This window comes from Streptomyces sp. NPDC005722, assembly GCF_040630935.1.
Taxonomy (GTDB): Bacteria; Actinomycetota; Actinomycetes; order Streptomycetales; family Streptomycetaceae; genus Actinacidiphila.
The window spans coordinates 1-25373 of sequence record NZ_JBEXYN010000026.1 but is presented as its reverse complement, the minus strand read 5'-3'; the positions used below and the strand labels follow the sequence as shown (position 1 = coordinate 25373).

21 protein-coding genes, 1 tRNA gene and 1 riboswitch are annotated in these 25373 nt (G+C 73.3%); of the genes, 11 read left to right on the top strand and 11 right to left on the bottom strand.

Annotated features, from left to right (window positions below; translation table 11 throughout):
• The first annotated feature begins 142 nt into the window (after window positions 1-142).
• The 5 genes from ABZ479_RS26525 to ABZ479_RS26505 all read left to right on the top strand — a co-directional run bounded on the left by ABZ479_RS26525 (window position 143) and on the right by ABZ479_RS26505 (window position 5838).
• Window positions 143-2209 carry a DEAD/DEAH box helicase gene (locus ABZ479_RS26525; RefSeq protein ID WP_500463884.1) on the top strand — a complete coding sequence of 689 codons (2067 nt, stop codon included), beginning with the start codon at window positions 143-145 and terminating at the stop codon, window positions 2207-2209.
• Window positions 2210-2411: 202 nt separating this feature from the next.
• Complete coding sequence (locus ABZ479_RS26520; protein ID WP_500463883.1) at window positions 2412-3959, top strand: amino acid permease; 1548 nt, start codon at window positions 2412-2414, stop codon at window positions 3957-3959.
• A gap of 90 nt (window positions 3960-4049) precedes the next feature.
• A tRNA-Lys gene (locus tag ABZ479_RS26515) sits at window positions 4050-4122 on the top strand.
• A gap of 483 nt (window positions 4123-4605) precedes the next feature.
• Window positions 4606-4863: a hypothetical protein gene (locus ABZ479_RS26510; RefSeq protein ID WP_500463882.1), complete on the top strand. Its 258-nt coding sequence runs from the start codon at window positions 4606-4608 to the stop codon at window positions 4861-4863.
• A gap of 474 nt (window positions 4864-5337) precedes the next feature.
• Window positions 5338-5838: a ricin-type beta-trefoil lectin domain protein gene (locus tag ABZ479_RS26505; RefSeq protein ID WP_500463881.1), complete on the top strand. Its 501-nt coding sequence runs from the start codon at window positions 5338-5340 to the stop codon at window positions 5836-5838.
• 79 nt (window positions 5839-5917) lie between these two features.
• On the opposite strand, the gene ABZ479_RS26500 is transcribed toward ABZ479_RS26505, so the two are convergent.
• The 7 genes from ABZ479_RS26500 to ABZ479_RS26470 form a co-directional block, all read right to left on the bottom strand.
• Entirely contained in the window at window positions 5918-6097 is a 180-nt protein-coding gene (locus tag ABZ479_RS26500) for a GntR family transcriptional regulator (RefSeq protein ID WP_500463880.1), read from the bottom strand.
• A 117-nt stretch (window positions 6098-6214) separates the two neighbouring features.
• Window positions 6215-6376, bottom strand: coding sequence for a hypothetical protein (locus tag ABZ479_RS26495; RefSeq protein WP_500463879.1), 162 nt, complete (start codon window positions 6374-6376; stop codon window positions 6215-6217).
• 172 nt (window positions 6377-6548) lie between these two features.
• Window positions 6549-6860 carry a hypothetical protein gene (locus tag ABZ479_RS26490; protein WP_500463878.1) on the bottom strand — a complete coding sequence of 104 codons (312 nt, stop codon included), beginning with the start codon at window positions 6858-6860 and terminating at the stop codon, window positions 6549-6551.
• A 243-nt stretch (window positions 6861-7103) separates the two neighbouring features.
• A complete protein-coding gene (locus ABZ479_RS26485; RefSeq protein ID WP_500463877.1) occupies window positions 7104-7535 on the bottom strand; it encodes a DUF7144 family membrane protein in 432 nt (143 codons plus the stop codon).
• A 228-nt stretch (window positions 7536-7763) separates the two neighbouring features.
• Window positions 7764-8216, bottom strand: coding sequence for a hypothetical protein (locus ABZ479_RS26480; protein ID WP_499599651.1), 453 nt, complete (start codon window positions 8214-8216; stop codon window positions 7764-7766).
• 170 nt (window positions 8217-8386) lie between these two features.
• Window positions 8387-10297 carry a SpoIIE family protein phosphatase gene (locus ABZ479_RS26475; protein ID WP_500463876.1) on the bottom strand — a complete coding sequence of 637 codons (1911 nt, stop codon included), beginning with the start codon at window positions 10295-10297 and terminating at the stop codon, window positions 8387-8389.
• Between the two features lie 19 nt (window positions 10298-10316).
• Window positions 10317-10997 carry a class I SAM-dependent DNA methyltransferase gene (locus ABZ479_RS26470; protein ID WP_500463875.1) on the bottom strand — a complete coding sequence of 227 codons (681 nt, stop codon included), beginning with the start codon at window positions 10995-10997 and terminating at the stop codon, window positions 10317-10319.
• Between the two features lie 307 nt (window positions 10998-11304).
• Between ABZ479_RS26470 and ABZ479_RS26465 the strand changes: the two genes are divergently transcribed.
• Window positions 11305-13122: a hypothetical protein gene (locus tag ABZ479_RS26465; RefSeq protein ID WP_500463874.1), complete on the top strand. Its 1818-nt coding sequence runs from the start codon at window positions 11305-11307 to the stop codon at window positions 13120-13122.
• A gap of 12 nt (window positions 13123-13134) precedes the next feature.
• Here ABZ479_RS26465 and ABZ479_RS26460 read toward each other — a convergent pair whose 3' ends face one another.
• On the bottom strand, window positions 13135-14301 hold the full coding sequence (locus tag ABZ479_RS26460) for an Ig-like domain-containing protein (protein ID WP_500463873.1): 1167 nt from the start codon (window positions 14299-14301) through the stop codon (window positions 13135-13137).
• A gap of 462 nt (window positions 14302-14763) precedes the next feature.
• On the opposite strand from ABZ479_RS26460, the gene ABZ479_RS26455 reads away from it, so the two are divergent.
• Window positions 14764-17142: a DUF8508 domain-containing protein gene (locus ABZ479_RS26455; protein WP_500463944.1), complete on the top strand. Its 2379-nt coding sequence runs from the start codon at window positions 14764-14766 to the stop codon at window positions 17140-17142.
• A gap of 57 nt (window positions 17143-17199) precedes the next feature.
• Here ABZ479_RS26455 and ABZ479_RS26450 read toward each other — a convergent pair whose 3' ends face one another.
• The 3 genes from ABZ479_RS26450 to ABZ479_RS26440 all read right to left on the bottom strand — a co-directional run bounded on the left by ABZ479_RS26450 (window position 17200) and on the right by ABZ479_RS26440 (window position 19093).
• Entirely contained in the window at window positions 17200-18084 is an 885-nt protein-coding gene (locus ABZ479_RS26450; protein WP_500463872.1) for a helix-turn-helix transcriptional regulator, read from the bottom strand.
• A 107-nt stretch (window positions 18085-18191) separates the two neighbouring features.
• Window positions 18192-18896, bottom strand: a complete 705-nt coding sequence (locus ABZ479_RS26445; RefSeq protein WP_500463871.1) for a hypothetical protein — start codon at window positions 18894-18896, stop codon at window positions 18192-18194.
• A gap of 35 nt (window positions 18897-18931) precedes the next feature.
• On the bottom strand, window positions 18932-19093 hold the full coding sequence (locus ABZ479_RS26440) for a hypothetical protein (RefSeq protein ID WP_500463870.1): 162 nt from the start codon (window positions 19091-19093) through the stop codon (window positions 18932-18934).
• Window positions 19094-19286: 193 nt separating this feature from the next.
• Here ABZ479_RS26440 and ABZ479_RS26435 point away from each other — a divergent pair, with 193 nt between their 5' ends.
• The 4 genes from ABZ479_RS26435 to ABZ479_RS26420 all read left to right on the top strand — a co-directional run bounded on the left by ABZ479_RS26435 (window position 19287) and on the right by ABZ479_RS26420 (window position 25285).
• On the top strand, window positions 19287-19655 hold the full coding sequence (locus ABZ479_RS26435) for an effector-associated constant component EACC1 (RefSeq protein WP_500463869.1): 369 nt from the start codon (window positions 19287-19289) through the stop codon (window positions 19653-19655).
• A gap of 37 nt (window positions 19656-19692) precedes the next feature.
• Complete coding sequence (locus ABZ479_RS26430) at window positions 19693-22176, top strand: caspase, EACC1-associated type (protein WP_500463868.1); 2484 nt, start codon at window positions 19693-19695, stop codon at window positions 22174-22176.
• The gene (locus ABZ479_RS26425; RefSeq protein ID WP_500463867.1) at window positions 22173-23594 is read left to right on the top strand and encodes an extracellular solute-binding protein; all 1422 of its coding nucleotides are present in this window, start codon (window positions 22173-22175) and stop codon (window positions 23592-23594) included. Before ABZ479_RS26430 ends, ABZ479_RS26425 begins: the two co-directional genes overlap by 4 nt.
• Window positions 23595-23811: 217 nt before the next feature.
• Window positions 23812-23951: riboswitch (cyclic di-AMP (ydaO/yuaA leader) on the top strand.
• A 413-nt stretch (window positions 23952-24364) separates the two neighbouring features.
• Window positions 24365-25285 (top strand): M23 family metallopeptidase, encoded by a 921-nt coding sequence (locus ABZ479_RS26420; RefSeq protein ID WP_500463943.1) that lies wholly within the window; start codon window positions 24365-24367, stop codon window positions 25283-25285.
• Window positions 25286-25373 lie beyond the last annotated feature (88 nt).

Sequence of the window (25373 nt, the reverse complement as noted above, 5' to 3'; positions counted from 1 at the left end):
TTTGATCCCACTGCCCGGCGCCGAACCGAAGCGCGCCGCGTTGGCGCGTTCCTTTTCTCCTGTGGCTGACCGCATCGAGGCGGTTGTAAGCAACCTCCGGAGCTGGCGCGTGCCGAAATCTCCGAGAGGTTTTAGCTTCAGCATGTCTATTGACACTGCCGACCGTTCCGCCATGCCCATCGACACCGACGGCGCCGACGAGGCCGTCACCGAGGAGCGCACCGCTCCCGAGCCCCCCAGCGTGACCTTCGGCGACCTGGGTCTGCCCGAGGGCATCGTCCGCAAGCTGGCGCAGAACGGGGTCACCACCCCCTTCCCGATCCAGGCGGCGACGATCCCCGACGCCCTGGCCGGCAGCGACATCCTCGGCCGCGGCCGCACCGGCTCCGGCAAGACCCTCTCCTTCGGTCTGCCGCTGCTCACCTCCCTGGCCGAAGGCCACACCGAGCGGAAGCGCCCGCGCGGCGTGATCCTCACCCCGACCCGCGAGCTGGCGATGCAGGTCGCGGACGCGCTGCAGCCGTACGGCGACGTGCTCGGCCTGAAGATGAAGGTCGTCTGCGGCGGCACCTCCATGCAGAACCAGATCTACGCCCTTGAGCGCGGCGTCGACATCCTCGTCGCCACCCCGGGCCGGCTGCGCGACCTGATCGAGCGCGGCGCCTGCTCGCTGGACCAGGTGCGGATCGCCGTCCTCGACGAGGCCGACCAGATGGCCGACATGGGCTTCCTGCCCGAGGTCACCGAGATCCTCGACCTGATCCCGCAGGGCGGCCAGCGGCTGCTGTTCTCCGCCACGCTGGAGAACGAGATCGACACCCTGGTCAAGCGGTACCTGAAGGACCCGATCACGCACGAGGTCGACCCCTCGGCGGGCGCGGTCACCACGATGACCCACCACGTCCTGGTCGTGAAGCCCAAGGACAAGGCCCCGGTCACCGCCGCCATCGCCGCCCGCAAGGGCCGCACCATCATCTTCGTCCGCACCCAGATGGGTGCCGACCGCGTCGCCGAGCAGCTGCGCGACGCGGGCGTCAAGGCCGACGCCCTGCACGGCGGCATGACCCAGGGCGCCCGCACCCGGACGCTGGCGGACTTCAAGGACGGTTACGTCAACGTCCTCGTCGCCACCGACGTCGCGGCGCGCGGCATCCACGTGGACGGCATCGACCTGGTCCTCAACGTGGACCCGGCCGGCGACCACAAGGACTACCTGCACCGTTCGGGCCGTACCGCCCGCGCCGGCCAGTCCGGCACGGTCGTCTCGCTCGCCCTGCCGCACCAGCGCAAGCAGATCTTCCGGCTGATGGAGGACGCGGGCGTCGACGCCTCGCGCCACGTCGTCGGCGGGGCCGGCGCGTTCGACGAGGACGTCGCCAAGATCACCGGCGCCCGGTCGCTGACCGAGGTGCAGGCGGACGCGGCCGGCAACGCCGCCCAGCAGGCCGAGCGCGAGGTCGCCGACCTCACCAAGTCCCTGGAGCGCGCGCAGCGCCGGGCCGCCGAGCTGCGCGAGGAGGCCGACCGCCTCACCGCGCGTGCCGCCCGTGAGCGCGGCGAGGACCCGGAGGCCGCCGTGGCCGCCGCCCAGGCCGAGGCCGCCGAGGCGGTCGCCGCCGCGGCGACCGTGCCCGCGCCGGCCGCGGAGGCGTCCGCGCCGGAGCAGCGCACCTTCCAGCGCCGCGACGACCGGGGCAACTACGAGCGCCGCCGTGACGACCGCCCGTCCTTCCGGGACCGTGGTGAGCGCGGCGACCGCGGGTACGAGCGCCGTGACGAGCGTCCGTCGTTCAACCGGGACCGCCGTGACGAGCGCCCCTCCTTCAACCGGGACCGCCGTGACGACCGCCCGTCGTACAACCGCGACCGCCGCGACGACCGCCCGTCGTTCAACCGGGACCGCCGTGACGAGCGCCCCTCGTTCAACCGCGACCGTGACCGTGACCGCGGCTTCGACCGTCGTGACGACCGCCCGGCGCGTTCCTACGACCGCCGCGACGACCGCCCGGCGCGCCCCCACGAGTCCCGCGACCGTCACTTCGGTGGCGACCGCCCCGTCAACCGGGACCGCCGCGACGACCGCCCGGCGTTCAACCGTGACCGCGACGCCAACGACCGCCGCCCGTACGGCCGTCGTGACGACCACCGCCCCAGCGGCGGCGGCTTCGACCGCCGCACGGACAAGCCGCGCTGGAAGCGCAACGGCTGACGCCCGCTGAACGACTGAACGACCCGGAGCCCGGCAGCACTTCGCTGCCGGGCTCCGGTCGTTCCACAGCCCGCCGCACGCCGGGCCGGGGGTGTCCGTTCCGGCCAACGGGTTCCCTGTGACCCCGGTCACGGGAGTTTCCGTCCACTTCCGGACAGGACGTGACGCATGCCGTGCCCTCCGCGAGGGAATCGCTGGGGGCATGACAATTCCAAAAGAACCGGGTGAGGCCGCGGGGCCCCCGGGCGCGGTCTCCGACGAGGAACGCCTCCGCCAGCTCGGCTACACCCAGGTGCTGGCCCGCCGGATGTCCGCGTTCTCCAACTTCGCGGTCTCCTTCACCATCATCTCGGTCCTCTCCGGCTGCCTGACCCTCTACGCGTTCGGCATGAACACCGGCGGCCCCGCCGTGATCACCTGGGGGTGGCTGGCCGTCGGCCTCATGACGCTGGTCGTCGGTCTGGCGATGGCCGAGATCTGCTCCTCGTACCCCACCTCCGCCGGTCTGTACTACTGGGCCCACCGGCTCGCCCCGCCGCGCAGTGCCGCCGCGTGGGCGTGGTTCGCGGGCTGGTTCAACGTGCTCGGCCAGGTCGCCGTCACCGCCGGCATCGACTTCGGCGCCGCCAGCTTCCTCAACGCCTACCTGGACCTGCAGTTCGGCTTCAGCAGCACCCCGGGCCACACGATCGTGCTCTTCGCGGCGATCCTGGTGCTGCACGGACTGCTCAACACCTTCGGCGTCCGGATCGTCGCGCTCCTCAACGACATCAGCGTCTGGTGGCACGTGCTCGGCGTCGGCCTGATCGTCGGTGCGCTCGCGTTCGTGCCGGACCGGCACCAGTCGACGTCGTTCGTCTTCACCCACTTCGTCAACAACACCGGCTGGGGCAGCAGCTTCTACGTGGTCCTGCTCGGCCTGCTGATGGCGCAGTACACCTTCACCGGCTACGACGCCTCCGCGCACATGACCGAGGAGACCCACGACGCCGCCACCGCCGGGCCGCGCGGCATCGTCCGCTCCATCTGGATCTCCTGGATCGCCGGCTTCGTGCTGCTCCTCGGCTTCACGTACGCGATCCGCTCCTACGACCAGGTCCTCGACACGCCGACCGGCGTCCCCCCGGCGCAGATCCTCATCGACGGCCTCGGCGACGTCGGCGGCAAGCTCCTGCTGCTCGTCGTCATCGGCGCCCAGCTCTTCTGCGGGATGGCCTCCGTCACCGCCAACAGCCGCATGATCTACGCCTTCTCGCGGGACGGGGCGCTGCCCCTCTCCTCGGTCTGGCACCGCATCAACCCGCGCACCAAAACCCCCACCAACGCCGTCTGGCTGGCCGCCCTGGGCGCGCTCGTCCTCGGCCTGCCGTACCTGATCAACCTGACCGCGTACGCCGCCGTGACCTCCATCGCGGTCATCGGCCTCTACATCGCGTACGTCATCCCGACCTTCCTGCGGCTGGGCAAGGGCGACGACTTCGAGCGCGGCCCCTGGCACCTCGGCCGCTGGTCCCGCCCGATCGGGGTGGTCGCCGTGTCCTGGGTCGTCTTCATCACCGTGCTCTTCATGCTGCCCCAGGTGAGCCCGGTCACGGTCGACACGTTCAACTACGCGCCGATCGCCGTCCTGGTCGTCCTCGGCTTCGCGGCGACGTGGTGGTTCGTCTCCGCCCGCCACTGGTTCCTCCGCGACCGGGGTCCCGCCTCCGCCGAGGTTCCCGCACCCGCCCCGGCCGACACCTCCGGCTGACCGGTCCCGCCCGCCCGCCGGCGCCGGCCGCGCCGCACGGGCCGAATGCGCTCGGAGCCACGGCCGCCGTCCGGCTATGCTGCGGGGTGCGGGCCGTTAGCTCAATTGGCAGAGCAGTGGACTTTTAATCCATTGGTTGTGGGTTCGAGTCCCACACGGCCTACCCGCAGGCGGTTGGTCTCGCCACCGCTGTCCTGCGTGAATGCGGCCCCACCGGTCTCGACCGGTGGGGCCGCAGCCTCTTCTCCGACCTCTTGCGTGAGCGATGCGTGCACGGGCGTGCTGACGATCTCCGACTTCCGGGCCCGGGGGACCACCGCGGCGGCGCGCTCGGTCAACTCCTCGGTGGCCTCCTCGAAGATGGCCATATAGGTATCAACCGTCAGCGTGATCGTGGACGGGCGCAGCTTTTCCTTCGCGTCGGCCAGGTCTCCGCCGGCCGCCTTGATGAGCGCAGCCGCCCCGTGACGTAGATCACGAAGGTTGATCGGAGGCAGCCCGGCCTCCCGGACGATCCGCCGGAACGTCTCGACACCGTCTCCGGGTGCAGCCAGGACCCGTCCGGCTGGGTGAACACCTTGCCCGTGTCGTACACCGGCAGGCCCGCCTGTAGTAGCTCGTCCCGCTCGGCCAGCTGGCGCGCCCTGTGGGCCCTCAGAACCTCCGCCGTACCCCGGTCGATCCGGATGGTCACCGCACCGCCGCGACCTACGGCATCGACCTCGTCGTCACGACGTTCCTGCAGGTGTTCGTGGGCGGCCGCGTCCTGACCACGCCGTTCGACCTGGGCATGTGGCAGTCCGGCGCCATGGGTGGCGTCGCCGCGGCCCTGTCGCTCGTCAAGGGCCTGGTGGCGAAGGTCTTCGGCGACCCGAACACCGCGTCGCTGTCGGGCAAGGTCTGACCCGTGACGCCGCAAGACCCAGGCGTGTACATCAGCCCGGCGCAGATGTACCAGGAGATGAGATCGCTGCACGACACCGTGTCCCGTGTGGAGATCAAGCTCGACGGCATCCGCGACGACAACAAGGCCCTGACCGACGAACTCGCCGACCACGAAGCCCGGCTGCGACTCCGGCGAGGGCGCACGCTGGCCGCTCCCCACCATCGGCGTCCTCGCGGGTGTCGCGGGTGTTGCCACGGCCGTGTTCTCCCTCCTGCAGCACTGAGAAGCGCCCCGCTGTCCTTCGGGACGGCGGAGCGCTTTCGCGCGTTCAGGGGGCGTCTGCTGACTTTGCGGGCTTCTGTTGTTGGATGTTGACGGAGTGCGGACTGGAACACCTGGCATTAAGGGTTCCGCCACTTTCGCGACACCACGTTGTTTGATTATCCAAGCCAGGCTGGCTCCCCGATCACTCTCAAGATCAAGGGGACCTGTATGCGTAAGCGCATCCTCGCGGTTGCCGCAATGGCCCTGGCCATGCTCGGCACCACGGCCACCAGCGTTCAGACGGCCTCGGCCACCACCCAGCAGGCCGCGGCCGGGCCGATCTACTGGTCCTTTTCGGATGGATTCACCGATGATGGAATCCTCGACCGCTGTCTGACGGAGTATTCAACCGGCGTCATCCGCATGGCCGACTGCTCTGGAGGCACGGCCCAGCAGTGGTACTGGATCAACAGCGCCTGGGACAGCCCCGCCAGACTGCTCAAGAACAGGTGGACGGGCGACTGCCTGGTCGCCCCCGCGAACTATGGGGAGGACATCAAGTCCGGCTCATGCGACGACTGGACGAGCAGGCACTGGGCCATCACCAGCGAGTCCATCGTCGATTTCTATAGCTACACCAGTGGCTATGCCGTGTACTCCGGCTCTACCGACCACGTGGCGTTTCGTACTACCCCCGGCCTCTATTGGAATAAGATCCAGATGAATTAGTTCGCGTGAGGGACGACGTGGCGTAGTGGCCACGCGGTGCCCCGCTGCCCTCACGGGGTGGAGGGGCTCTTTCGTGCGTTCAGGCCGGCGGCTGGTCGGCGACGAACGTTCCGATGCCGGTCTCGCCCCGCAGCCAGCCCTCGTTGCGCAGGTGCGCGAGCGCCTTCTGGCTCGTCGACGTGGCGATGCCCAGCTCGGTCGCCAGCTCCAGCGACACCAACGCGTGCCGCCGACGCGAGGGCACCGCGCGTCCGCGCATGTACTCCCTCCAGAACTGCCGCCAGCCTCCGACGGCAAGCAACGCGGGAGGCCGACGGCTTGGGCCCCCACCGCACCTCGGCGGTGGGGGCCTCGTCATGCCTGAGTGACCGCCCGCTTAGGCCCTTCCCTTGATGTACGGCTCGAAAGCCTTGGCGAGGGTCTTGACGCGATTGGCGTAGATGGTGGGCGATTCCTTGTCGTCCTTGGTCCGGGTGCCAGCCATAGCCGTGGCCGCCGCCTGTAATGCCGCGGCGCGGATCTTCTGCTCGTCAGTCACTAGCCCTCCCCTGTCGATGGCTGCTCAGTACACACTTCCCAGGCGGGGGCGGCGGGCAACCCGCGGACATGACGAGGGCCGGCGCTCGCCACGAGCGCCGGTCCTCCGCCCCAAGGGCGGGCGCAGCTAGATCGGCGCCGTAGCCACCACTCGAACTGCAGCCCGAAGTGCGCTACCCCAAGCGTGAAGCTGGCTCCCTGATGGTCAACCAGAGTGAATCGAACCATTGCTGACATTCGGGAAGCTGCTCCGTATTCTGAGCGAAAAGTCTCGCCCCCACGCCGAGCGCGTCATAAATCCGCCCCGCTGCGCCGTCATCCAACAGCGCGTGGTCCTGCGTGACGCTGTAGTAGCCGATCAGGGACTGAGTCTTGTTCAGCACATACACCTTGACGACGGGGGTGACGGGAACCGTCTTGACCTCGACCGCCACCGACTCGACAAAGCCTCGCGCCGACAGATCGACGAGGAGGTTGCGCAGCACCTCAGTCTGTAGATGCATTAGCCGTGCAAGGCGCCGGCGCGGTCGAGGGTCGTCTCGGTTTTCGATGTTCTGAGGGATAGCCAGTGCCATATCGGGGCTAGGGATCAAGAGCCTGACGGCGATGGAACCTCAGCTGGACAGGGCCGCTTGGTGTTCCGCCCGGTGGGCGAGGCGTCGGCCGGCCCGAGGGGCGGGCGATCACGTACGTGGCGAGCGGCGGCCCTCGTCGTTCCTGCTGCCGGGTCACACGCCGCCGCTGGTCCCGACGTGGAACCTCGTCAGCGCGAACACGATGATGAGGTCGAGCACCATCACGGGAATGGCCCATGCGGGGTAGTAGGGCACGAACATGAACTGGGTGATCAGGCTGATCCCGGCCGCTGCCGCGCCCGCCCCGCGTCCCCAGCTCTTGTTCGTCAGGGCTCCTGCGGCGGCGACGACGAGCGCCACTCCGACGACGAGGTGGATCACGCCCCACGTGGTCAGGTCGAACCGGTAGGCGTACCGGGACGAGGAGAAGAACAGCGAATCCTTCGCGATGCCGCATGCGCCCATGAGGACGCTGAGCGTTCCGCTGAGCAGGAGCAGGGCCCCGGCGACCTGGGACGCCGCGTTCGGCGTCGCGCTGTTGCCCGGCCTCCCCGGACCTCGCTGTGCGTGGGGCGTCGCTGTCATGGTCGCTGCCTTCCTGTGCGGGCGCGGTCACCGGCGCACCCTGTCCGTGCTGAGGCGGCCACGCTTTTCCGTCAGCATCGCCACAACTCTTCGATGCCGCGACCGCAGCCGCTCGCCGGCGGGGCGCCCGTCACCCGTATGCCGCGCCCCCGTGCGGCATGGCAGGGCCCCCGTCCGGAGTACGTCCGGACGGGGGCCCGTGGTGTTCCGGGAGGCCCGGCGGCGGGGTCAGGCGCCGCAGAACTTCAGGCTCTTCAGGGCGTCGTTGATGGCCTTGCCCTGGGCCTCGGTGAGCTCGTTGCCGTGGTACGTGAAGCGCCGGCTCGCCTCGGCGTCCGCCTGCGGGTCGTTGCTGTTGATGGCCGCGCACTGCTGGCGGGCGGCCTCGACGGCCTTGTCGGGGTCCTTGGCGAAGTCGGGGTTGATGGCCTGCAGGGCCGCGATGAGGGCGGTCCGCTCGGCTCCCGTGGGAGCGGACGGGATGCCGCTGGCGGTCAGGGCGTCGCCCTGGTCGGTCAGGGTGTGGTCCTCGTCCGTCTGGTCGGTCTTGGCCACCGGGGACTGCGAGGACGCGGCGGTCTCGGGTGCGGTGGCGGTGGTGTCGGCCGAGGAGCCGCATCCGCTGAGGGTCAGGCCGGTGACGGCGATCAGCAGGGCGGTTGCGGCGATGTGAGTGCGCATGCCGGGATTATTACGGTTCGCCCCGCCTTATGTGGCGGAGGCGGTACGCGGCACGGGTGTGACATCCGCGCGGCCCGCCCGGATGGGTGTGCCGCCGCGCGACGTACGGCCACCGGACCCAAGTCGTCCGCCCCGGAGCGGGGATGACGGGCCGCCACCGCCGGCCGCCGCTACGCCGGGTTCGTGCCCCGCCGGCGGGCCTCGTCGGGGATGGGGAGTTCGAACCAGACGACCTTGCCCGTGCCCAGGCGGCGGGCACCCCAGTGGTCGGCGAGGAGGTCGACGACGTACAGGCCGCGCCCGTTCTCCTCCTCCGCTCCGGCCCGGCGCACCCGGGGGACCAGGGGCGAGTCGTCGCCGACCTCGCAGCGCAGCACGTCGGTGCGGAGCAGGCGCAGGGTGATGGGGCGGGAGGCGAAGCGGACGGCGTTGGTGACCACCTCGCTGACGAGCAGTTCGGTCGTCTCCAGCATCGGGTCCAGGCCCCAGCGGTGCAGGGCGCGGCGGGTCAGCCGGCGGGCCCGGCAGGCGGTCTCGGGCTGCGGGGCGAGGTACCAGTAGGCGACGCTGTGCGTGGGGAAGCCGTCGAAGCGGGCGGCGAGCAGGGCGATGTCGTCATCGCGGGAACCTCCGGGCCCGAGGTCGCCGAGCGCCTGGTCGCACAGCGCCTCCAGGGGCGGCGGGACGAGGTCGCGGCCGGGGGTCTGGACGCGGGCGAGCAGGTTCTCGACCCCGGTCCAGATGTCGTGGCCGCGGGACTCCACCAGGCCGTCGGTGTAGAGGAACAGCGTGGCCCCGGTGGGCGCGGGCATCTCCACCGTCTCGAAGTCGACCCCGCCGACGCCGATCGGCGCGCCCGCGGGCACGGGCAGCACCTCGCCCTTGCCGCCGGGGAGCAGGACGACCGGCGGCAGATGGCCGGCGTTGGCGATCAGCAACCGGTGCGAGATGGGGTCGTAGACCGCGTACAGGCAGGTGGCGATGTGCTCGATGCCCAGGCGCTGCGCCTGTTCGTCGAGGTGGTGCAGGACCTCGTCCGGCGGCAGGTCGAGCCCGGCGAGGGCCTGCACGCTGGTGCGGAGCTGGCCCATGATCGCGGCGGAGGTCATCGAGTGGCCCATCACGTCGCCGACGACGAGCGCGACGCGGCTGCCGGGCAGCGGGATGGCGTCGTACCAGTCGCCGCCCACCCGCGCGGTCTCCGAGGCGGGCAGGTAGCGGCTGGCCAGCCGCACCCCGGTGGGCTCGGGGAGGGAAGCCGGGAGCATGGTGCGCTGCAGTGCGTCGGCGACGGACGCCTCGTGGCCGTACATCAGCGCCTTGTGGGCGCCGAGCGCGGTGTGGGTCGCCAGTTGCGAGGCGACCAGCAGGTCGTCGGCGGTGAAGGGGGGCCGCTCCGGGCGGCGCAGCAGGGTGAGGGTGCCCATGAGGCGGTTGCGGCCGTGCAGCGGGGCGATGATCAGACGGCGGCCGGGCGGCAGCGTCCCGGGCGGGCCGGCCACCGGGCCGAGCAACTCCCTGACGGCGGGGGCGATGCCCGGGGCGTCGCCGAAGACCGGGCGGCCTTCCGTCAGCAGCCGGGCGAGCCGGCCGGTGGTGCTGAGCCGTACGCACTCCGACACCCCGTTCCGGCCCGGGCGGTTGACGCACCGCAGCGCGATCTGCGGCGGCTCCGGCGCCGCGGCCTCGGCGTCCGGCGACGGCAGCGGCGGGTGCGCCGGGGGCGGCCGTTCCGGGGCGCGCCGCCCAGTGGGGTGCAGGTGCAGGACCACGGCGTCCGCCGGGTCCGGGTCGCCCTGCAGCCCCTCCCCGGTCAGCAAGGGATCGTGCAGATGGACGAAGATCACGTCGGCGAAGGCGGGTACGGCCGCCGCGTCCAGCTCGCGCAGCGTCTCGTCCAGGTCCATGCCGGCGGCGATGCGCCGGGTCGCCGCGTCGAGGTAGCGGAGCCGGTCGGTCTGCGGCTGCCCGGGCGCGCGCGGCGCGTCCGCGTCGCGGGGCCAGGTGGTGTGCCGCTCGGGCGGTTCCGCCCCGCCCCCGGCCGGGCCGGGGTCCTCGCCGGGGGTGCGGTGCGGCGCCACGTCCCGGTCCCGTCCCGACTCAGCCGATCCGCCGGCAGCACAGGAAGACCTGTTCCTCCGGCGGTACGTCGCTGAAGGCCGGGGCGTAGGTGTACGAGAACTCCTTGACGATCTCGAAGCCGCCCGACTCGATGACGTGCAGCAACTCCTCCCGGAGGTAGCCGGAGACGCGGATGGTGCAGCCGAGGAACGGGATGGAGAAGTCGTCCACGTCGGCCTCCACCATCGACAGGGCGAACAACCCGCCCGGGAGCAGGAGATGGTGGATCGTGCGGAGGGCGTGCGGGATCTCGGCGCGCGGCAGCATCAGCAGGGAGAAGAAGGCCGCGACGGCGTCGAAGCGGCCGAGCGCGACCGGGCCGCCGGGGTACAGGTCGGCGACGTCCAGCTGGTGGAAGGTGGCGTCCGGGACGTACGTACGGGCGAGTTCGATCATGCCTTCGGAGAGGTCGACGCCGACGACGTCGAACGCCGCGTCGCTGAGCTGCCGGGCGGTCGGGAGTCCGGTGCCGCAGCCGAGGTCCAGCACCCGGGAGCCGGGCGGCAGGGTGTCCACGAGCCACAGTCCGGCGGAGAACTGCCCCTCCTTGTGCGGGAACGCCTCGTCGTAACGGTCACCGATGGCGTCGAAGGCCTCGGCCTGGCCGCTCCGGTCAGGCCGGCCGCACTGGTAACCGCGCCAGACGGTCCTGTCGATCACGAAGACATCCCTTTCGTGCCCCCCTCCAATTATCCCGTGGAGTCCTTCCGACGCCTCTCGATGACAGCCGTCCCTCTGGCCACGGGGAACACGGCAGTCATGCAGGGCACCAGGGTCACCCGGGGCGTCCGGGTCGTCTCTCTCCGTGCGCGGGCGGGGCCGCCGTGGCCCCCGTTACGGACGGGGCGCGTGCGCCGGGGTGTTCCGCGCCCGTATCGTGGGGCCACCGCGAGCACGCCGGCCCGGGGCCGCTCCGCCGCGCGTACGCCGCCGACGCCCACCGCACTTGCCAGGAACCGGACCTCATATGACCGCACCCTCCTTGCACAGCACCGCCGACATCGCCTCCCTCCCCGCGGAGGCGCGCGACGACCTGCGCGCCTACGCGGAGCTCGGCGGCTTCACGCTGACGACCGACACCCATGCCTGGTACGCCGCCGCGGACACCGTCGCCGGCCCCGAGGAGGCCCGCGCCGCCTCCACCGTCCTCGCGGAACTGCGCGGCCGTGACCTGCCCGCGCTGCGCGCCACCGCGCTCCGCCTGGAGGAGGCCGAGGCCCTGGGCATCGACGCCCCCCGCACGGTGGCCGAGAGCGGCCGGGCCGTGTCCCTGCTGCTGCGGGTACGGCTGACGCTGCGCACGCTGAACGCCGACGTGTACGACGTGGCCGAGGGCGAGCTGGACGAGTACGTCGCCGCCACCGCGAGCGGCGCATGGCGCCGGGACCGCGGCGTGAAGGTCACCTGGCTGCGCCGCCGGTCGCTGCGCGGACGCGTCCGCGGGCTGGCCACCGGACGGCCGCGGCGCGACGCCGTGCACACCGCCCTGGCCTCCGCGGCCGTCGAGCGCAACGACTGGGCCGCCCTCGGCGGCACCGGCCGTCCGGCCGTCCCCACCGACGCGGACTTCCTCGACGACGCTTCCCGCGCCGCCGAGGCCGCCGGCACCGGGCTCACCGAACTGGGCCGCCTCCTGCGGCCCGAGGCCGCGCTGGACACCCTCCCCTTCGCCGAGCTCGCGGAGCTCCTCGACCGCCTCGCCGCGGACGAGGGCACGCTGTACCGGCTGCCCAACCTCAAGGCCACCAGGGCCCGGCTGGAGGAGCAGGGCCTCGGCGCGGTGCTCGCGGAGCTGACGGAGCGCCGGGCGGACACGGCCGAGGTCGTCGCGCTGCTGGGCGAGGCGGAGACCCCGGAGGCCCCGGTCGCGGAGACCCCGGTCGTCCCCGAGCCGCGCACGACGGCGGAGGGGGACGCGGAGCCGGAAGCGGAGTCCGCGGTCGAGGCGGAAGCCGTCGAGCCCGAGCCGGTCGTGGAGCCGGAGGAGCCTGCGGCCGAGGCCGTTCCTGCTGAGGCGGAGGCTGTGCTGGCTGAGGTTGCCGCACCTGCTGCTGAGGCGGAGCCGGAGCCGGAGCCGGAGCCGGTTGTCGAGGCGGAGGCCCCGGTCGAGTCTGAGCCGGTCGCAGAGGCGGTTGCCGAGGAGGTTCCCGTCGCGGAGCCGGTGCAGGAACCCGCCGTTGAGGCCGAGGCTGCTCCCGCTGAGGCGGAGGCTGTGGTGGCTGAGGTTGCCGCACCTGCCGCGGAGTCCGAGCCGGTTGTCGAGGCGGAGGTCCCGGTCGAGGCCGAGGCCGTTCCCGCTGAGGCGGAGCCGGTGGCTGAGGCTGCCGCACCTGCTGCCGAGCCGGAGCCGGTTGTCGAGGCCGCGGTCGTCGAGGCCGAGTCGGTCGTGGCGCCGGAGGAGCCCTCCGCGGAGGCCCCGGTCGAGGCCGAGGAGGTTCACGTCGCGGAGCCCGTGCAGGAACCGGCCGTAGAGGCCGAGGCCGAGGCCCCGGCCGAAGCCGCTCCCGCCCAGGCCGAGCCGGTGGCGGAGGCTGACGCACCCGCCGCGGGGTCCGAGCCCGAGCCCGAGGGGCGGCCGGAGAGGCCGGCGGTCACGCCGGGGAAGGCCGTGACGGCGTACTCGGCGGAGGAACTGACCGCGCTGGTGCGGTGGATCGACGGCGACGGCGAGAAGCGGTCGGACGACGAACTGCTGCGTGCCGCGATGAAGGAGCTGGGCTTCGCCCGGCTGGGCCCGCGCATCAAGGAGGCCCTCGGCGCGGCCGTGGCCGAGGCACGCGGCTGACGGGGCCGCGCGTCAGCCGGCGCGCGGCAGGGGCTTGGCGACGACCCGCACCAGGACGGTGCGGGTCGTCGCGTTCCGGCAGGCGTCGGTGATGGTCGCGGTGAACGCGTCGGTGCCGGAGAAGTCCTCGTGCGGGGTGTAGGAGAAGAGGCCGTTGGCCTGCTGGACGAGGACGCCCCGCGCGGGTTCGGTGTGGGCGGTGACGGCCGTCCCGTTCCCGGTGACGTCCTTGAGGACGTCCCCGGTGGCGTGGCCGTGCGGGCCGGACGTGACGCGGAGCCGCCCCGGTACGAGGACCGGCCGGGCGACGACGTAGACGCGGTGCGCGGCGCGGTCGGAGACGTAGAGCCGTCCGCCGGGGGCGAGGGCGGTGCCCCACGGGCGCTTCAGGGGGGTGGCCCCGGAGGAGCGGGCGCGCGGCGGGGGGTAGAGGAGGGAGCCGTCCTCCGTGACCACGAGTCCGTGGACGTCGCCGGGGGCGAGCCGGGCGGCGCCGGGTACGGGGGTGGCCCGGCCGTCGTGGTCGATGCGCCGGACGCGGCCGTCGACGACGGCGTAGACGTCGCCGGCGCGGTCGGCGGTCAGGGCGCCGACGGTGGCGCCGGGGAAGTGGCGGACCGGGGCCTTGCCGCCGGGTGGGATCCGCCGCAGTCCGCCGGCCGGGCCGCCCGAGACGTACACGGAGCGGTCGCCGCCGACAGCCACGGCGTCGTGCCGGCCGGCCTCGGCGAGCAGCGTGGTGGTGCCGTGCCCGTCGGCGCGTACGGAGACGACTTTGCCCTCGCCGGAGACGTAGACCGTGCCGTCGCGGCCGACCGCGAGGCCGTACGGGGCGAAGTCGGTGGTCGCGAAGGTCGAGATGACGGGGGCGGCGCCGGCCTTGCCCGCCGTGACGCGGCGGACGGCGCGGTTGCCGGAGTCGGCGATGTAGAGGCGGCCCGAGCTGTCGGTGGCGAGTCCGGCCGGGTCGCGCAGGGCGGCCGTGGTGGCGGCGGCCCCGTCGCCGCCGCGGCCGGGCTTGCCGCTGCCGGCGTAGGCGACCGGGGCGCATCCGGTGACGGGGGCCGCCGGGGCGGCGGTGCCCGGGGCCGGGGTGAGCAGGACGGCGGCCGCCGCCAGCAGGGCCGCGGCGAGGGGCGGCCGGTGGCGGCGGCCGGGCCGTCCGAGGGGTGGGCGCACGTCGGGCTCCGCGGGATGAGGTGGGGCGACCGGTACTGACGGGACGTCACCAATGTGGCAACCCCGGCCCGTCCCGGCGCGCCGGGTGACCCATCGGGGGGTCGCCCGAACGGTGGCGGCCGGTTGCGGGGTGCCCCCGGGCCCGTCTCCTCCGCCGACGGCGGCCGACGCCCACGGGCCGACACGCACCCAGGCGAGATGAGGGGGCGTGGCGGGACACCCCCCGGCCGGCGGTGCCGGTGCACGGGGGGTCCGCCGCGGGCTCGCGTGTCGTGGTCACGCCAGGGCGAACTCGCAGAATTAACCTCATTGCCCTTGTCATGTGTCTTTCTACGCGCGTAACTTGAGCCGGTCCGCCGTGCGCTGCCCGTCGTCGACGGGTTGTTGGACCCGATAGGAGAAACCCTCGTGCCGATCGCCAGACCGAGCCGACACCGCAACCGCGCCGCGGCGCTCGCGCTCATATCGACCGGAATCGCCGCGTCCGTCGTCCTGACCGGGCTGCCCGCCGCCCACGCGACCCCCTCCAGCGGGGCGGTCGTCGCCGAGGTGTACGGCGGCGGCGGCAACTCCGGCGCGACGCTGACCAACGACTTCGTGGAGCTCGCGAACGCCGGTTCGGCCGCGTACGACCTGGCCGGCTACAGCGTGCAGTACCTGCCCGGTACGCCGTCCGCCGCCTCCAAGTGGCAGGCGACCGCGCTGACCGGTGCGATCGCCCCCGGCGGCCGCTACCTCGTGTCGGAGTCCGCCGGGACCGGCGGCACCACGCCGCTGCCCGCCGCCGACGCCAGTGGCTCCATCGCGATGAGCGCGACCAGCGGCACCATCGCCCTGGTCAACGGCACCACGCCGCTCACCTGCATCACCGCCGCGGACTGCGCGGCCGACCCGCGCGTGGTCGACCTCGTCGGCTTCGGCAGCGCGGTCGTGCGCGAGGGCAGCGGCCCCGTCGCCGGCGCGAGCAACACCGCCTCCGTCGCCCGCGGCGCGTCCCTGGCCGACACCGACGACAACGCCGCCGACCTCACCGCCGGCGCGCCGACCCCGGTCAACGCCGCCGGCCAGACCCCGGGCGGCGGCACCACGGACCCGGATCCCGACCCCGAGCCGACCGAGCCCGGCACCACCCGCGTCCACGACATCCAGGGCACCACCCGGGTCTCCCCGCTCAAGGGCCAGACCGTCACGCGGGTCCCCGGCATCGTCACCGGCGTGCGCACCACCGGTTCCAAGGGCTACTGGATCCAGGATCCGGAGGCCGACGCCGACGCCCGCACCAGCGAGGCCGTGTTCGTCTACACCGGCTCCGTCACGCCCACCGTCGCCGTCGGCGACAAGGTGCTGGTGACCGGCAAGGTCTCCGAGTACTACCCGAGCACCGGCAGCCAGTCGGTCACCGAGGTCACCGGCCCGACCACCACCGTGCTCTCGGCCGGCAACGCCCTGCCCGCCCCCGTCACGCTGGACGCGTCCACCGTCCCGGCCGCTTACGCGCCGGACGCCGGCGGCGGCAGCATCGAGGGCCTGGCGCTCGACCCGGCCCGCTACGCGCTGGACTTCTACGAGGCCCACGAGGGCGAGCTGGCGCGGTTCACCAAGGCCCGCGTCGTCGGCGGCACGACCGCGTTCCACGAGGTCTGGGTGACGGTGAAGCCCGCCGAGAACCCCACCCGGCGCGGCGGCACGGTCTACGGCTCGTACGCCCAGCCCAACACCGGCCGCATCAAGGTCATGTCGATCGGCGCGGGCGTCGACGTCCCGACCGCCGACGTCGGTGACGAGCTGACCGGCACCACCACCGGCCCGATCGACTACGACGGCTTCGGCGGCTACAACCTCCAGGCCACGCAGCTCGGATCGCTGGTGGACAAGGGCCTCAAGCGCGAGGTGACCCGCAGGCAGAAGGGCGGCGAGCTGGCGGTCGCCACGTACAACGTGGAGAACCTCGACCCCACCGACCCGGCCGACAAGTTCGCGCGGCTCGCCGACGGCGTCGTCACCAACCTCTCCTCGCCCGACATCGTGGCGCTGGAGGAGATCCAGGACGACAACGGCGCCACCGACGACGGCACCGTCACCGCCGGCCAAACCCTGCGGAAGTTCACGGACGCCATCGTCGCGGCCGGCGGCCCCCGCTACAGCTGGCGCTCGGTCGACCCGACGAACGACACCGACGGCGGCGAGCCCGGCGGCAACATCCGCCAGGTCTTCCTCTTCGACCCGCACCGCGTGCAGTTCACCGACCGCGCCGGCGGCGACGCCACCACCGCGGTCAAGGCGGTCAAGACCCGCAAGGGCGCCGAGCTGTCGGTCTCCCCCGGCCGGATCAACCCGGGCAGCGAGGCGTGGAACGCCAGCCGCAAGCCGCTGGTCGGCGAGTTCCGCTTCCACGGCAAGCCGGTCTTCGTCATCGCCAACCACTTCAACTCCAAGGGCGGCGACCAGCCGCTGCACAGCGTGAACCAGCAGCCGGTGCGCAGCTCCGAGACCCAGCGGAAGCTGCAGGCCACCGAGGTCAACACCTTCGTGAAGTCGCTGCTCGCGGCCGACCGCGACGCCAACGTCGTGGTCCTCGGCGACCTCAACGACTACGAGTTCTCCGGCACGGTGTCCACCCTCACCTCGGGCGGCGTGCTGAAGGACCTGCTGACGACGCTGCCGCAGTCGGAGCGCTACACCTACGTCTACGAGGGCAACTCGCAGTCGCTGGACCACATCCTGCTCAGCCCGGCGCTGCGCCGCTTCGACTACGACGTGGTGCACATCAACGCGGAGTTCGCCGACCAGGCGAGCGACCACGACCCGCAGATCGTCCGCATCAAGCCGGACGGCTGCTGAGGCACGCACCCCCGACGAGGGCGGCACCGGCGCGACGCCGGTGCCGCCCTCGCGGCGTCACCGGGGGTCGGGCTCCGGGTCGGGGAAGCCGCTGGCGGGCGTGTCGGATCCGGTCCAGGCGGCCAGCAGCTGCAGGGCCGCCTCCGAGGTGGAGCCGGGCTCGGCGGTGTGGATGCACACCAACTGGTCGCCGTCGCCGGCGAAGAGCACGTGCTCGTACGACAGGGTGAGGTCGCCGACGACGGGGTGGTGGTAGAGCTTCACCCCGTGCGACCTCTGCCGCACGTTGTGGTCGGCCCACCAGGCCCGGAACTCGGCGCTCTTGATGGTCAGCTCGCCGACCAGCTCGGTCAGCCCCGGGTCGTCCGGGTGGCGCGCCGCGTCCAGCCGCAGGGCGGCGACCGTCTCGGCGGCGTGCTTGTCCCACTCCCGGTGCAGGTCGCGGGCCGCGTCGTCGAGGAACATGAAGCGGGCGAGGTTGCGGTCGCGCAGCGGCAGCGCGTCGAAGTCGGTGAGCAGCGTGCGGGCCAGCCGGTTCGCGGCCAGTACGTCGGTGCGGCGGCCGACGACGAGGACGGGGGTGCGGTCGCCCAGCAGGTCCAGCACGCGGTAGACCTCAGGGCGCACCCGTTGCGGCCGCAGCGGCCTGCGGCGGGGCGGGGTGCGGTGCCGCGCCAGCTCGAAGAGGTGGGCGCGCTCGGCGGCGTCCAGCCGCAGGGCCCGGGCGACGGCGTCCAGCACCGCCTCCGAGACATTCAGGTGCCTGCCCTGCTCCAAACGGGTGTAGTAATCGGTGCTCACCCCGGCCAGCCGCGCCAGCTCCTCCCGCCGCAACCCCGGCACACGGCGCGGCGCACCGGTGACGGTGATGCCGGCGTCCTGCGGGCTCAGCCGGTTCCTGCGGGCCCGCAGGAAGTCCCTGAGCTCGGCGTTGTGCTCCATGTGTTCCAGTATGGGCGGCCGATCATGGGGCGGCCCGGCGCGGCCGGAGGGGCCGGCGGCGACGGGGCCGGAGGGGTCCGCGGCCGCCCGGTCGGGGGTGCCCGCGGCTACCCGGCGGGAGGGCTCTCCTCCAGGCCGTCCAGCCGTTCCAGCCGCTCCTGGAAGCGGTCCAGCAGCCGCCTGAGCCGGTCCGCCTCCGCGAGCAGTTCCTCGCGCAGCGGCTCGTCGCGCCGCGCATCCTCCCGCGGCGGCCGCCCATGCCCCGCGTCTTCGTGCCCCGGCAGCCGCGGCCCGGCGGCGCCCGGTGCGGGCGGTTCCCCGGTCACGTTCACCCAGGGGCCGGCCAGCCGCGCGAAATCCGCCGGCCGCAGCACCCACAGCCCCGCCGCGCAGCGCCGGCAGACCGCCGTCAGCCCGTGCCAGCCCGGCAGCCCGGTGCCGTCGCGCACGAAGACCCGGGCGGCCCGCCCGCAGCGGCAGGCGCCCATGCGCACGGAGCGCACCCGCTGCCGGGCGTAGCGCGTGCCGCGCTCGTACCGGGTGTACGCGCCCAGCACGCTCACCTGCAGCACCACCGCGTCCCGGCAGTCCGTCGCGCAGGTCAGGGCCTGCGCCTCGGCGGCCGTGTGCAGGCAGTAGAAGCCGCAGTCGCAGCCGCGCGCCGGGCTGCGGTGCCGCCGCCCGTAGCCGCACACGGCGTCGCCGAGGGCGCCGTACACGATCCGCCCGCCCAGCGACACGCCCCGGAAGCCCACGCGGGCGCCGTCGTGCGCCAGCAGCGGGAAGGCCAGCTTGTACCCCGTCGGGGGCACCGCCGGCCGTTCCTCGGGCAGCCGGCGGCCGAGCCTCACCGTGCCGCGGCCTCGGCGGGCCCCGCCGCGCGGACCTCGACGGTGTCCGGGGCGCGGTCCCCGGGGGCCGCCTCCTCGTCCACGAGCCGCTCCATGCCCGCGAGCTCCTCGTCCGTCTCCTCCGCGTAGCCGTTCGCCAGTGCCCTGCCCAGCTTCATGGCGGCCTCCAAGATCGGGCGAATCCCCCGTACGGGGGGTACTCGGGCATCATGCCGCACCGGGCCGCCGCCGGGGTAGGGCACGTCGGGCGCGCCCGCGCCGCCGCGAATTCCTGTCCGGTACACACAACTCCGTGCACGAGCCGTGTGAATGACGGTACGTCAGCGTAGGCTGGGAATGAGGGGAGGCGTCATGGACACGTACGTGACCATCGAGCTGGAGGGCGGCAAGGACGCGGCGGAGGACCTGAGCAGACTGGAGGTCTGGCTGCGGGCCGACGAGGAGCTGGCGCCGCTGGTCGTCCGCAGGGAGCGGCCAGCCGACGAGAGCATGGGCGTCGCCTACGACCTGATCCTGATGATCCTCCAGGAGACCCTGCAGGCCACCGCGCTCACGCTGTTCCGCGCCCTGCGCAACCACCTGCGCAACCAGCCCGGCGACTCGCTCAGTGTCACCGTCCGCGCGGGGGACGTGGAGTGCGTCCTCACCGCCAGGGACGCCCTGACACGCGGCGAGCTGGAGGCGATGGCGGCCCGCATCCGCCAGACGCTGGAGAACTAGATCCGGAGGAAGACGGCCCTGGGGAGGTCCGGCGGGCATGCCGTACGAACCGTTCGCGTCCCGGTCGCGGGCGGTCCTGATCGGGGTGTCCCAGTACGAGCACGCCCGTGACTTCTCCAACATCCCCTCCGCCAGGGCCAACGTGGCCCGGCTGCGCGCCGCGCTCGTCTCCGGCGGGCTCGGCCGGTTCATCCCGCGCACCGTGGAGACCCTCGACGAGCCGCGCACCCGCGACCGCGCGCTGCGGCTGATCGGCACCGCCGCCGCCCAGGCCCAGGACCTGCTGCTGGTCCACTTCACCGGGCACGGGTACGTCGACCTGGGCAGCGGGGAACCCGAGCTGTACCTGATGACCCGGGAGTCCACCAAGGACGGCGCCCGCCTCGACGGCATCCCGTACCGCGACCTGCTGCGGCTGCTCGCCTCCTCGCGCGCCGAGCGCGTCGTCCTCGTCCTGGACTGCTGCTACTCCGGCAACGCCGGACTGGTGCCGCTGCCCGAGCGGCCGTTCTCCCTGATCACCTCCTCGGCCGTCGGCTCGCGCATCCACAAGGGCGACGGCATCGACCCGACGCCCTTCACCGGAGCCCTGATCCGGGTGCTGACCGAGGGCACCGACCCGTACGACCCGGTCACCGTGCAGCGCCTCGGGGTCCGGCTGCACGAACTGGCCGCCGAGTACGCGGCCACCCTCGACGAGCGCGCGGACTACGACCCCTGGTTCCCGACCGAGCGCTCCAGCAACAGCGCCGGCGACACCGTCCTGTCGCAGGCCCGGCTCACCCCGCGGCCCGCCCGCGGGACCCGCTGGCTCGCGCCGCTGCGCCGGCTCGCCCAGTACGCCGGCTTCACCTGGACGTGGACGGCGGGCCCCCACCAGCCGCTCTGGCACCGGGCGGTCGGCATCGGCGCCGCCCTGGCCCTGCTCGCGGGCGGCGTCACCGGCTGGACGTGGGCGCACCGCCCGGCACCGCTGTGCCCCGCACCCCTCGAACTGCGGGTGCTCACCTCTCCGGAGACGCGCGCCGCGCTCACCTCCGTGCTGGACGCCTTCCAGGACAGCGAGGACGCCGGCCCCACCGCCTCGCTCGGCGGCCGGCCCGAAGGCTGCGGCCAGATCAACACCACCGTCTACGCGGCGCCCACCGACCGCACCATCGCCGCCTTCCGCGCCTCCGCCGCCTGGGCCGAGCCGGAACGCGCCTGCGAGGACGAGGACGCCGGGGAGTGCGCGATGCCGCTGCGGGACGTCGGACCGCACCCCGACGTGTGGATACCGGCGGCCGGCACCGCCCTCACCCAGGTCCAGGCCGAGACCCGCCGCCCCGAGAGCGTCGTCGCCCTCGGCCGGCCGGTCACCCTCGCGCACTCCCCGGCCGTCGTCGCCGCGACCACCTCGCTGGAGGGCGTCGCGCGCACCGGCAGCACCGCGCAGCAACTCGTCGACGCCGCCCACGCGCAGGACGTGGTCGTCCGCAGCGCGGAACCGCACTCCTCGGACGCCGCCCTCGACCAGCTGCTGCACCTGGCACCCGGCACCCGGATCACCACCGACGCCGTGCCCCCGGCGGACGACCGGGCCCTGGCCTGCTCGGCCCGCACCTGGCTGGTCGAGCGGCGCGGCATCCAACAGGCCCTGCTCACCGCGGAGTCCACCCTGGCCGCCCTCGTCACCCCGGCCCTGGAGTCCCATCCGCCCTGCCTGGGCGACCAGTCGGACCCCTACACCGCCTACTACCCCTCCGACGTGCCGCCCCTCGACCTCACCCTCGTACCGGTGAGCTGGGAGACCGGCCGGGCCGACCGCGCCGACCGCGCCGAGGCCGTGCACCGGCTCGCCGCATGGCTCGGCTCCCGCCCGGGGCAGCGGGCGCTGGCCGCGCAGGGCTTCCGTACGGACGTCAGCGGGACGGCCGAGGCCGGCGGCACCCCGCTGGACAGCGCGATCTTCGTCGCCGACCCGCGGGCGGGCGGCCGGCCGCCGACCCGGAAGGACATCGAGGCCGCGCTGCGGGACCACGGCGAGGCCGCGGGCACCCGCCGCGACGTCCTCTTCGCCGTCGACGTCTCCAGTTCCTCCTACTCCGGTGCCAACGTCCCCGTCGTGCGCTCCGTGCTGGCCCGCGCCTCCGGCTACCGGTACGGCATCGCCGCGGTGCCCGGCCGCACCCTCCTGCCGCTGGGACCCAACGACGCCGCCGCGAGGGACGCCGCGATCCGGGCGCTGGCACCGGTCGAGCGGGACGCCCCCGTGGCCGCCGCCCTGCGCCAGTGGTCGCGCGCCCTCGCGGACTCCCCCGGGACCCTGATCGTCCTCATCACCGACGACGAGGACAGCGCCCGCGAGGAGCCGCCCACCGTGGACGTCCCCGTGCTGGTCGTCTCGCTGGAGAGCTACGGCTGCTCGCTGCGCTTCAACAAGGCGGTGACCGAGGGGGGCGGGGCGTGCCTGGCCGCCACGCAGGACCTGCCGAACCGGGTCGCGGAGACCATCACCCGCCTCACCTCGGGAGGGTCATGACGGCCGTGAGGGTCACCGGGTCCACCGGGGTCATACGGGTCACGAGGCCCGGGGGAGCCGCGCGCTGCCGGCGCCGGCGCGCACTGGGCGTCGTGCTCCTGCTGGCCACCGCCCTCGCCGCCGCCTGCGGAGGTCTCCGCCCCACGCCGGCCCCGGGGCCCGACCGCTCCCGGCCGCTGATCGTCGCCAGCGACGCCGACCTCACCGCCGGCGGGCGACCCGGCGTCCGCCGCGCCCTGGTCGACGAGTGGAACCGGGCCAACCCGGACCGGCAGGCCCGGCTCGTCGAGCTCCCCTCGGCCTCCGACGAGCAGCGCAGCGAACTGATCGGCGCCTTCCAGTCCGGCACCGCGGCGTACGACGTGGTCAACCTCGACATCAGCTGGATCCCCGAGTTCGCCGACAGCGGCCTGCTGCGACCGCTCGCCCCCGCCCTCGTCGAGGGGGACTTCCTGCGCCAGGCGGCGGACGCCGGCCGCTGGAAGGGCCGCACGTACGCGGTGCCCTTCAACACCGACGTCGGACTGCTCTACTACCGCACCGACGACCTCGCCAAGGCCGGCCGCCGCCCCGCCGACCTGCGCGGCTACGCCAAGATCGGCGACCTCCTCGCCGACGTCCGCCCGCTCGGCCACGCCGCCTACACCACCCAACTGCGCGCGTACGAGGGCCTGACGGTCAACACCCTGGAGACCTTCTGGACCGCGGGCGTCGAACTCGTCGACGGCGACGGCCGCTACACCGGCACCGAGGACGGGCTGCGCGAGGGCCTGGACGAGCTCGGCCGGCTGGGCGCCGCCAACAACCTCAACCCGGAGTCCCTGGAGGCCGACGAGTCGGTCACCCTCGCCCAGTTCACCGAGGGGCAGAGCGTGCTGATGCGCAACTGGCCGTACGCCTACAACCGGCTGGACGCCGCGCTCGCCCCCGGCGTCCGCTTCGGCGTGGCCCGGCTCCCCGGCGTCGCCGCCCTCGGCGGGCAGAGCCTGGGCGTCGCGGCCACCAGCGACCGCCCCGGCGACGCAGCGGACCTGATCCGCTTCCTGACCGGACGCAGCGCCCAACATGCCCTGCTCAGAGCGGGTTTCGCCCCCGCGCGGCGCTCAGCATACGGAGCCGGGGATGTCAACTGTGACGATCCTCACGACCCCCGCGCCTGGTTCTACGACCGCCCCGCGGGCCGCGGCTCCGAGCCCTCCCCCTCACCCGCCGCCGCGACCCCCGGGTACACGACCCTGCTGTGGTGCGCGCTGCAGGCCGCCAGGGCCCGTCCGGCGACCGCGCACTACGTCACGTTCACCCGGGTCCTGCAGCGTGAGGTGCACGGAATGCTCGCGGCGCACCGCTCCACCGACGCCACGGCAGAGCGTCTGGACGGCCGTCTGGGGCGCGCGCTCGGCGGCCGGGGTCCGGGGTGACCATCACTGCCCGTGAGCGCGGCACTCCCTTCCGCATAACGACTGATGCACACTCACATTTCCCGTAGGTCACGGCAGTCACGGCGCAATGTCCGGTTCCGTCCTGTCCATCCCCATAGATTCCCGTCATGAACTCGCTTGAGTGGCTTGGAATTGGCGGGCGCCTCTATTAACGTTCGATAACGCAGCGCGGTCGTCCCGCCGCCGTCAGGGCGGCGCCGTGCGCTTGCCGAATCCCGTCCGCGGGAACCGGGGAACCACTTCCTGGGGTGAATCGGGGGCCTTCCGAGGTCCTCGTAGGAGACCTTCCTGCTCCGAACCCGTCAGCTAACCCGGTAGGCGAGAAGGAAGGAAAGGAGCGCGCCCGCGTGGCGTCGAACGAGCCTGCCCTGATACCCGGACAGCAACAGGGGTCCGCGACCGCGTACTCCGAGTGGGACACCGCCGAGTGGAACATCGCCGCCGGCTGGAATCCCCCGGCAGCCGAGCAGGCACCGCCGACGAAGAACGCGATCGACGGCTGGGACACCGGGCAGTGGAACATGGCCGCCGGCTGGCTCGCCGCGGCCGAGGCGACAGCCTCCCAGGACGCAGGCGCCGTCGCCGACGCCACCGTCGCGCAGCACGAGACCGCCGGGCACGAGGTCTACGAGCCCGCCCGGCACGAGACGTACGAGGCCACTGCGCACGAGGCCTACGAGCCCGCCGCCCCCGCCCAGCCGCGCCACGAGGACATCGAGGCCTTCGACGCCTTCGGGAACACCCGCGACATCGAGGCCGCGCCCTACGAGGGCCCGGACGCCGAGCCGTGGGACCCCTCCGAGGAGTCCGCCGGCCCCCTGCGCGGCCGCCACCGCGTCGCCAAGCAGCGCTCCCTGGGCCGCGGTTCGGCCGTCTTCGGCGTCGCGGCCGTGGCCGTGCTCGGCGTCGGCGGGGTCGCCACCGCCGAGGGCAAGAACCCGCTCCCGGTCTCCCTCCCGCACCTGCCCGACGCGTCCCAGCTGCCCGGCATCGGCGCGCTCGTCGAGGACGACAGCGCCCCCGAGGCCAAGCCCGTCGCCGAGGCCCTGAGCCCCGACGCGGGCGAGGCGCTGCGCAACCGCATCCTCGACCAGGCCCAGCAGCAGCGGAACGCCGCCGACAAGGCCGCGAGGACCGCCGCGCAGCAGGAAGCCTCGGCCAAGGCCGCCAAGTCCGCCGCGCAGGAGCGGGTGCGGGCCGAGGCCGCCGCCAAGAAGAAGGCCGCGGCGGAGGCAGCGAAGAAGCTGGAGGCCGAGCGCCTGGCCGAGCTCGCCAAGAGCTTCGTCAAGCCGGTCTCCTCGTACACGCTGACCGCCGGGTTCGGCGAGTCCAGCTCGCTGTGGGCCAACACCCACACCGGCCAGGACTTCGCCGCCCCGACCGGCACCCCGGTCAAGGCCATCCACAGCGGCACCATCACCGAGGCGGGCTGGGCCGGTTCGTACGGCTACCGCATCATCCTGACCCTCGACGACGGCACCGAGCTCTGGTACTGCCACCTCTCCTCGATGATCGTCACCTCCGGCAAGGTCAGCACCGGTGACACCATCGGCCGCGTCGGCGCCACGGGCAACGTCACCGGTCCGCACCTGCACCTCGAGGTGCGCCCCGGCGGCGGCGACCCGATCGGCCCGATGGGCTGGCTGCGCAGCAAGGGCCTCACGGTCTGAGGCGACCGGTCGCGCCGGTGCACCGCTATCCGGACCACGACTGGAGCACGCTGTGATCGGGCCCCGGCCGTAGTCCGCCGTACAACGG

Bases quoted from the DNA above. Each gene is read 5' to 3' on its own strand.
- ABZ479_RS26525 (WP_500463884.1), top strand. From the start codon at position 143: ATGTCTATTGACACTGCCGACCGTTCCGCCATGCCCATCGACACCGAC.
- ABZ479_RS26485 (WP_500463877.1), bottom strand. From the start codon at position 7,535: ATGACAGCGACGCCCCACGCACAGCGAGGTCCGGGGAGGCCGGGCAAC.
- ABZ479_RS26430 (WP_500463868.1), top strand. From the start codon at position 19,693: ATGCCGTACGAACCGTTCGCGTCCCGGTCGCGGGCGGTCCTGATCGGG.
- ABZ479_RS26480 (WP_499599651.1), bottom strand. From the start codon at position 8,216: ATGCGCACTCACATCGCCGCAACCGCCCTGCTGATCGCCGTCACCGGC.
- ABZ479_RS26500 (WP_500463880.1), bottom strand. From the start codon at position 6,097: ATGCGCGGACGCGCGGTGCCCTCGCGTCGGCGGCACGCGTTGGTGTCG.
- ABZ479_RS26465 (WP_500463874.1), top strand. From the start codon at position 11,305: ATGACCGCACCCTCCTTGCACAGCACCGCCGACATCGCCTCCCTCCCC.
- ABZ479_RS26435 (WP_500463869.1), top strand. From the start codon at position 19,287: ATGGACACGTACGTGACCATCGAGCTGGAGGGCGGCAAGGACGCGGCG.
- ABZ479_RS26425 (WP_500463867.1), top strand. From the start codon at position 22,173: ATGACGGCCGTGAGGGTCACCGGGTCCACCGGGGTCATACGGGTCACG.
- ABZ479_RS26440 (WP_500463870.1), bottom strand. From the start codon at position 19,093: ATGAAGCTGGGCAGGGCACTGGCGAACGGCTACGCGGAGGAGACGGAC.
- ABZ479_RS26520 (WP_500463883.1), top strand. From the start codon at position 2,412: ATGACAATTCCAAAAGAACCGGGTGAGGCCGCGGGGCCCCCGGGCGCG.
- ABZ479_RS26505 (WP_500463881.1), top strand. From the start codon at position 5,338: ATGCGTAAGCGCATCCTCGCGGTTGCCGCAATGGCCCTGGCCATGCTC.
- ABZ479_RS26450 (WP_500463872.1), bottom strand. From the start codon at position 18,084: ATGGAGCACAACGCCGAGCTCAGGGACTTCCTGCGGGCCCGCAGGAAC.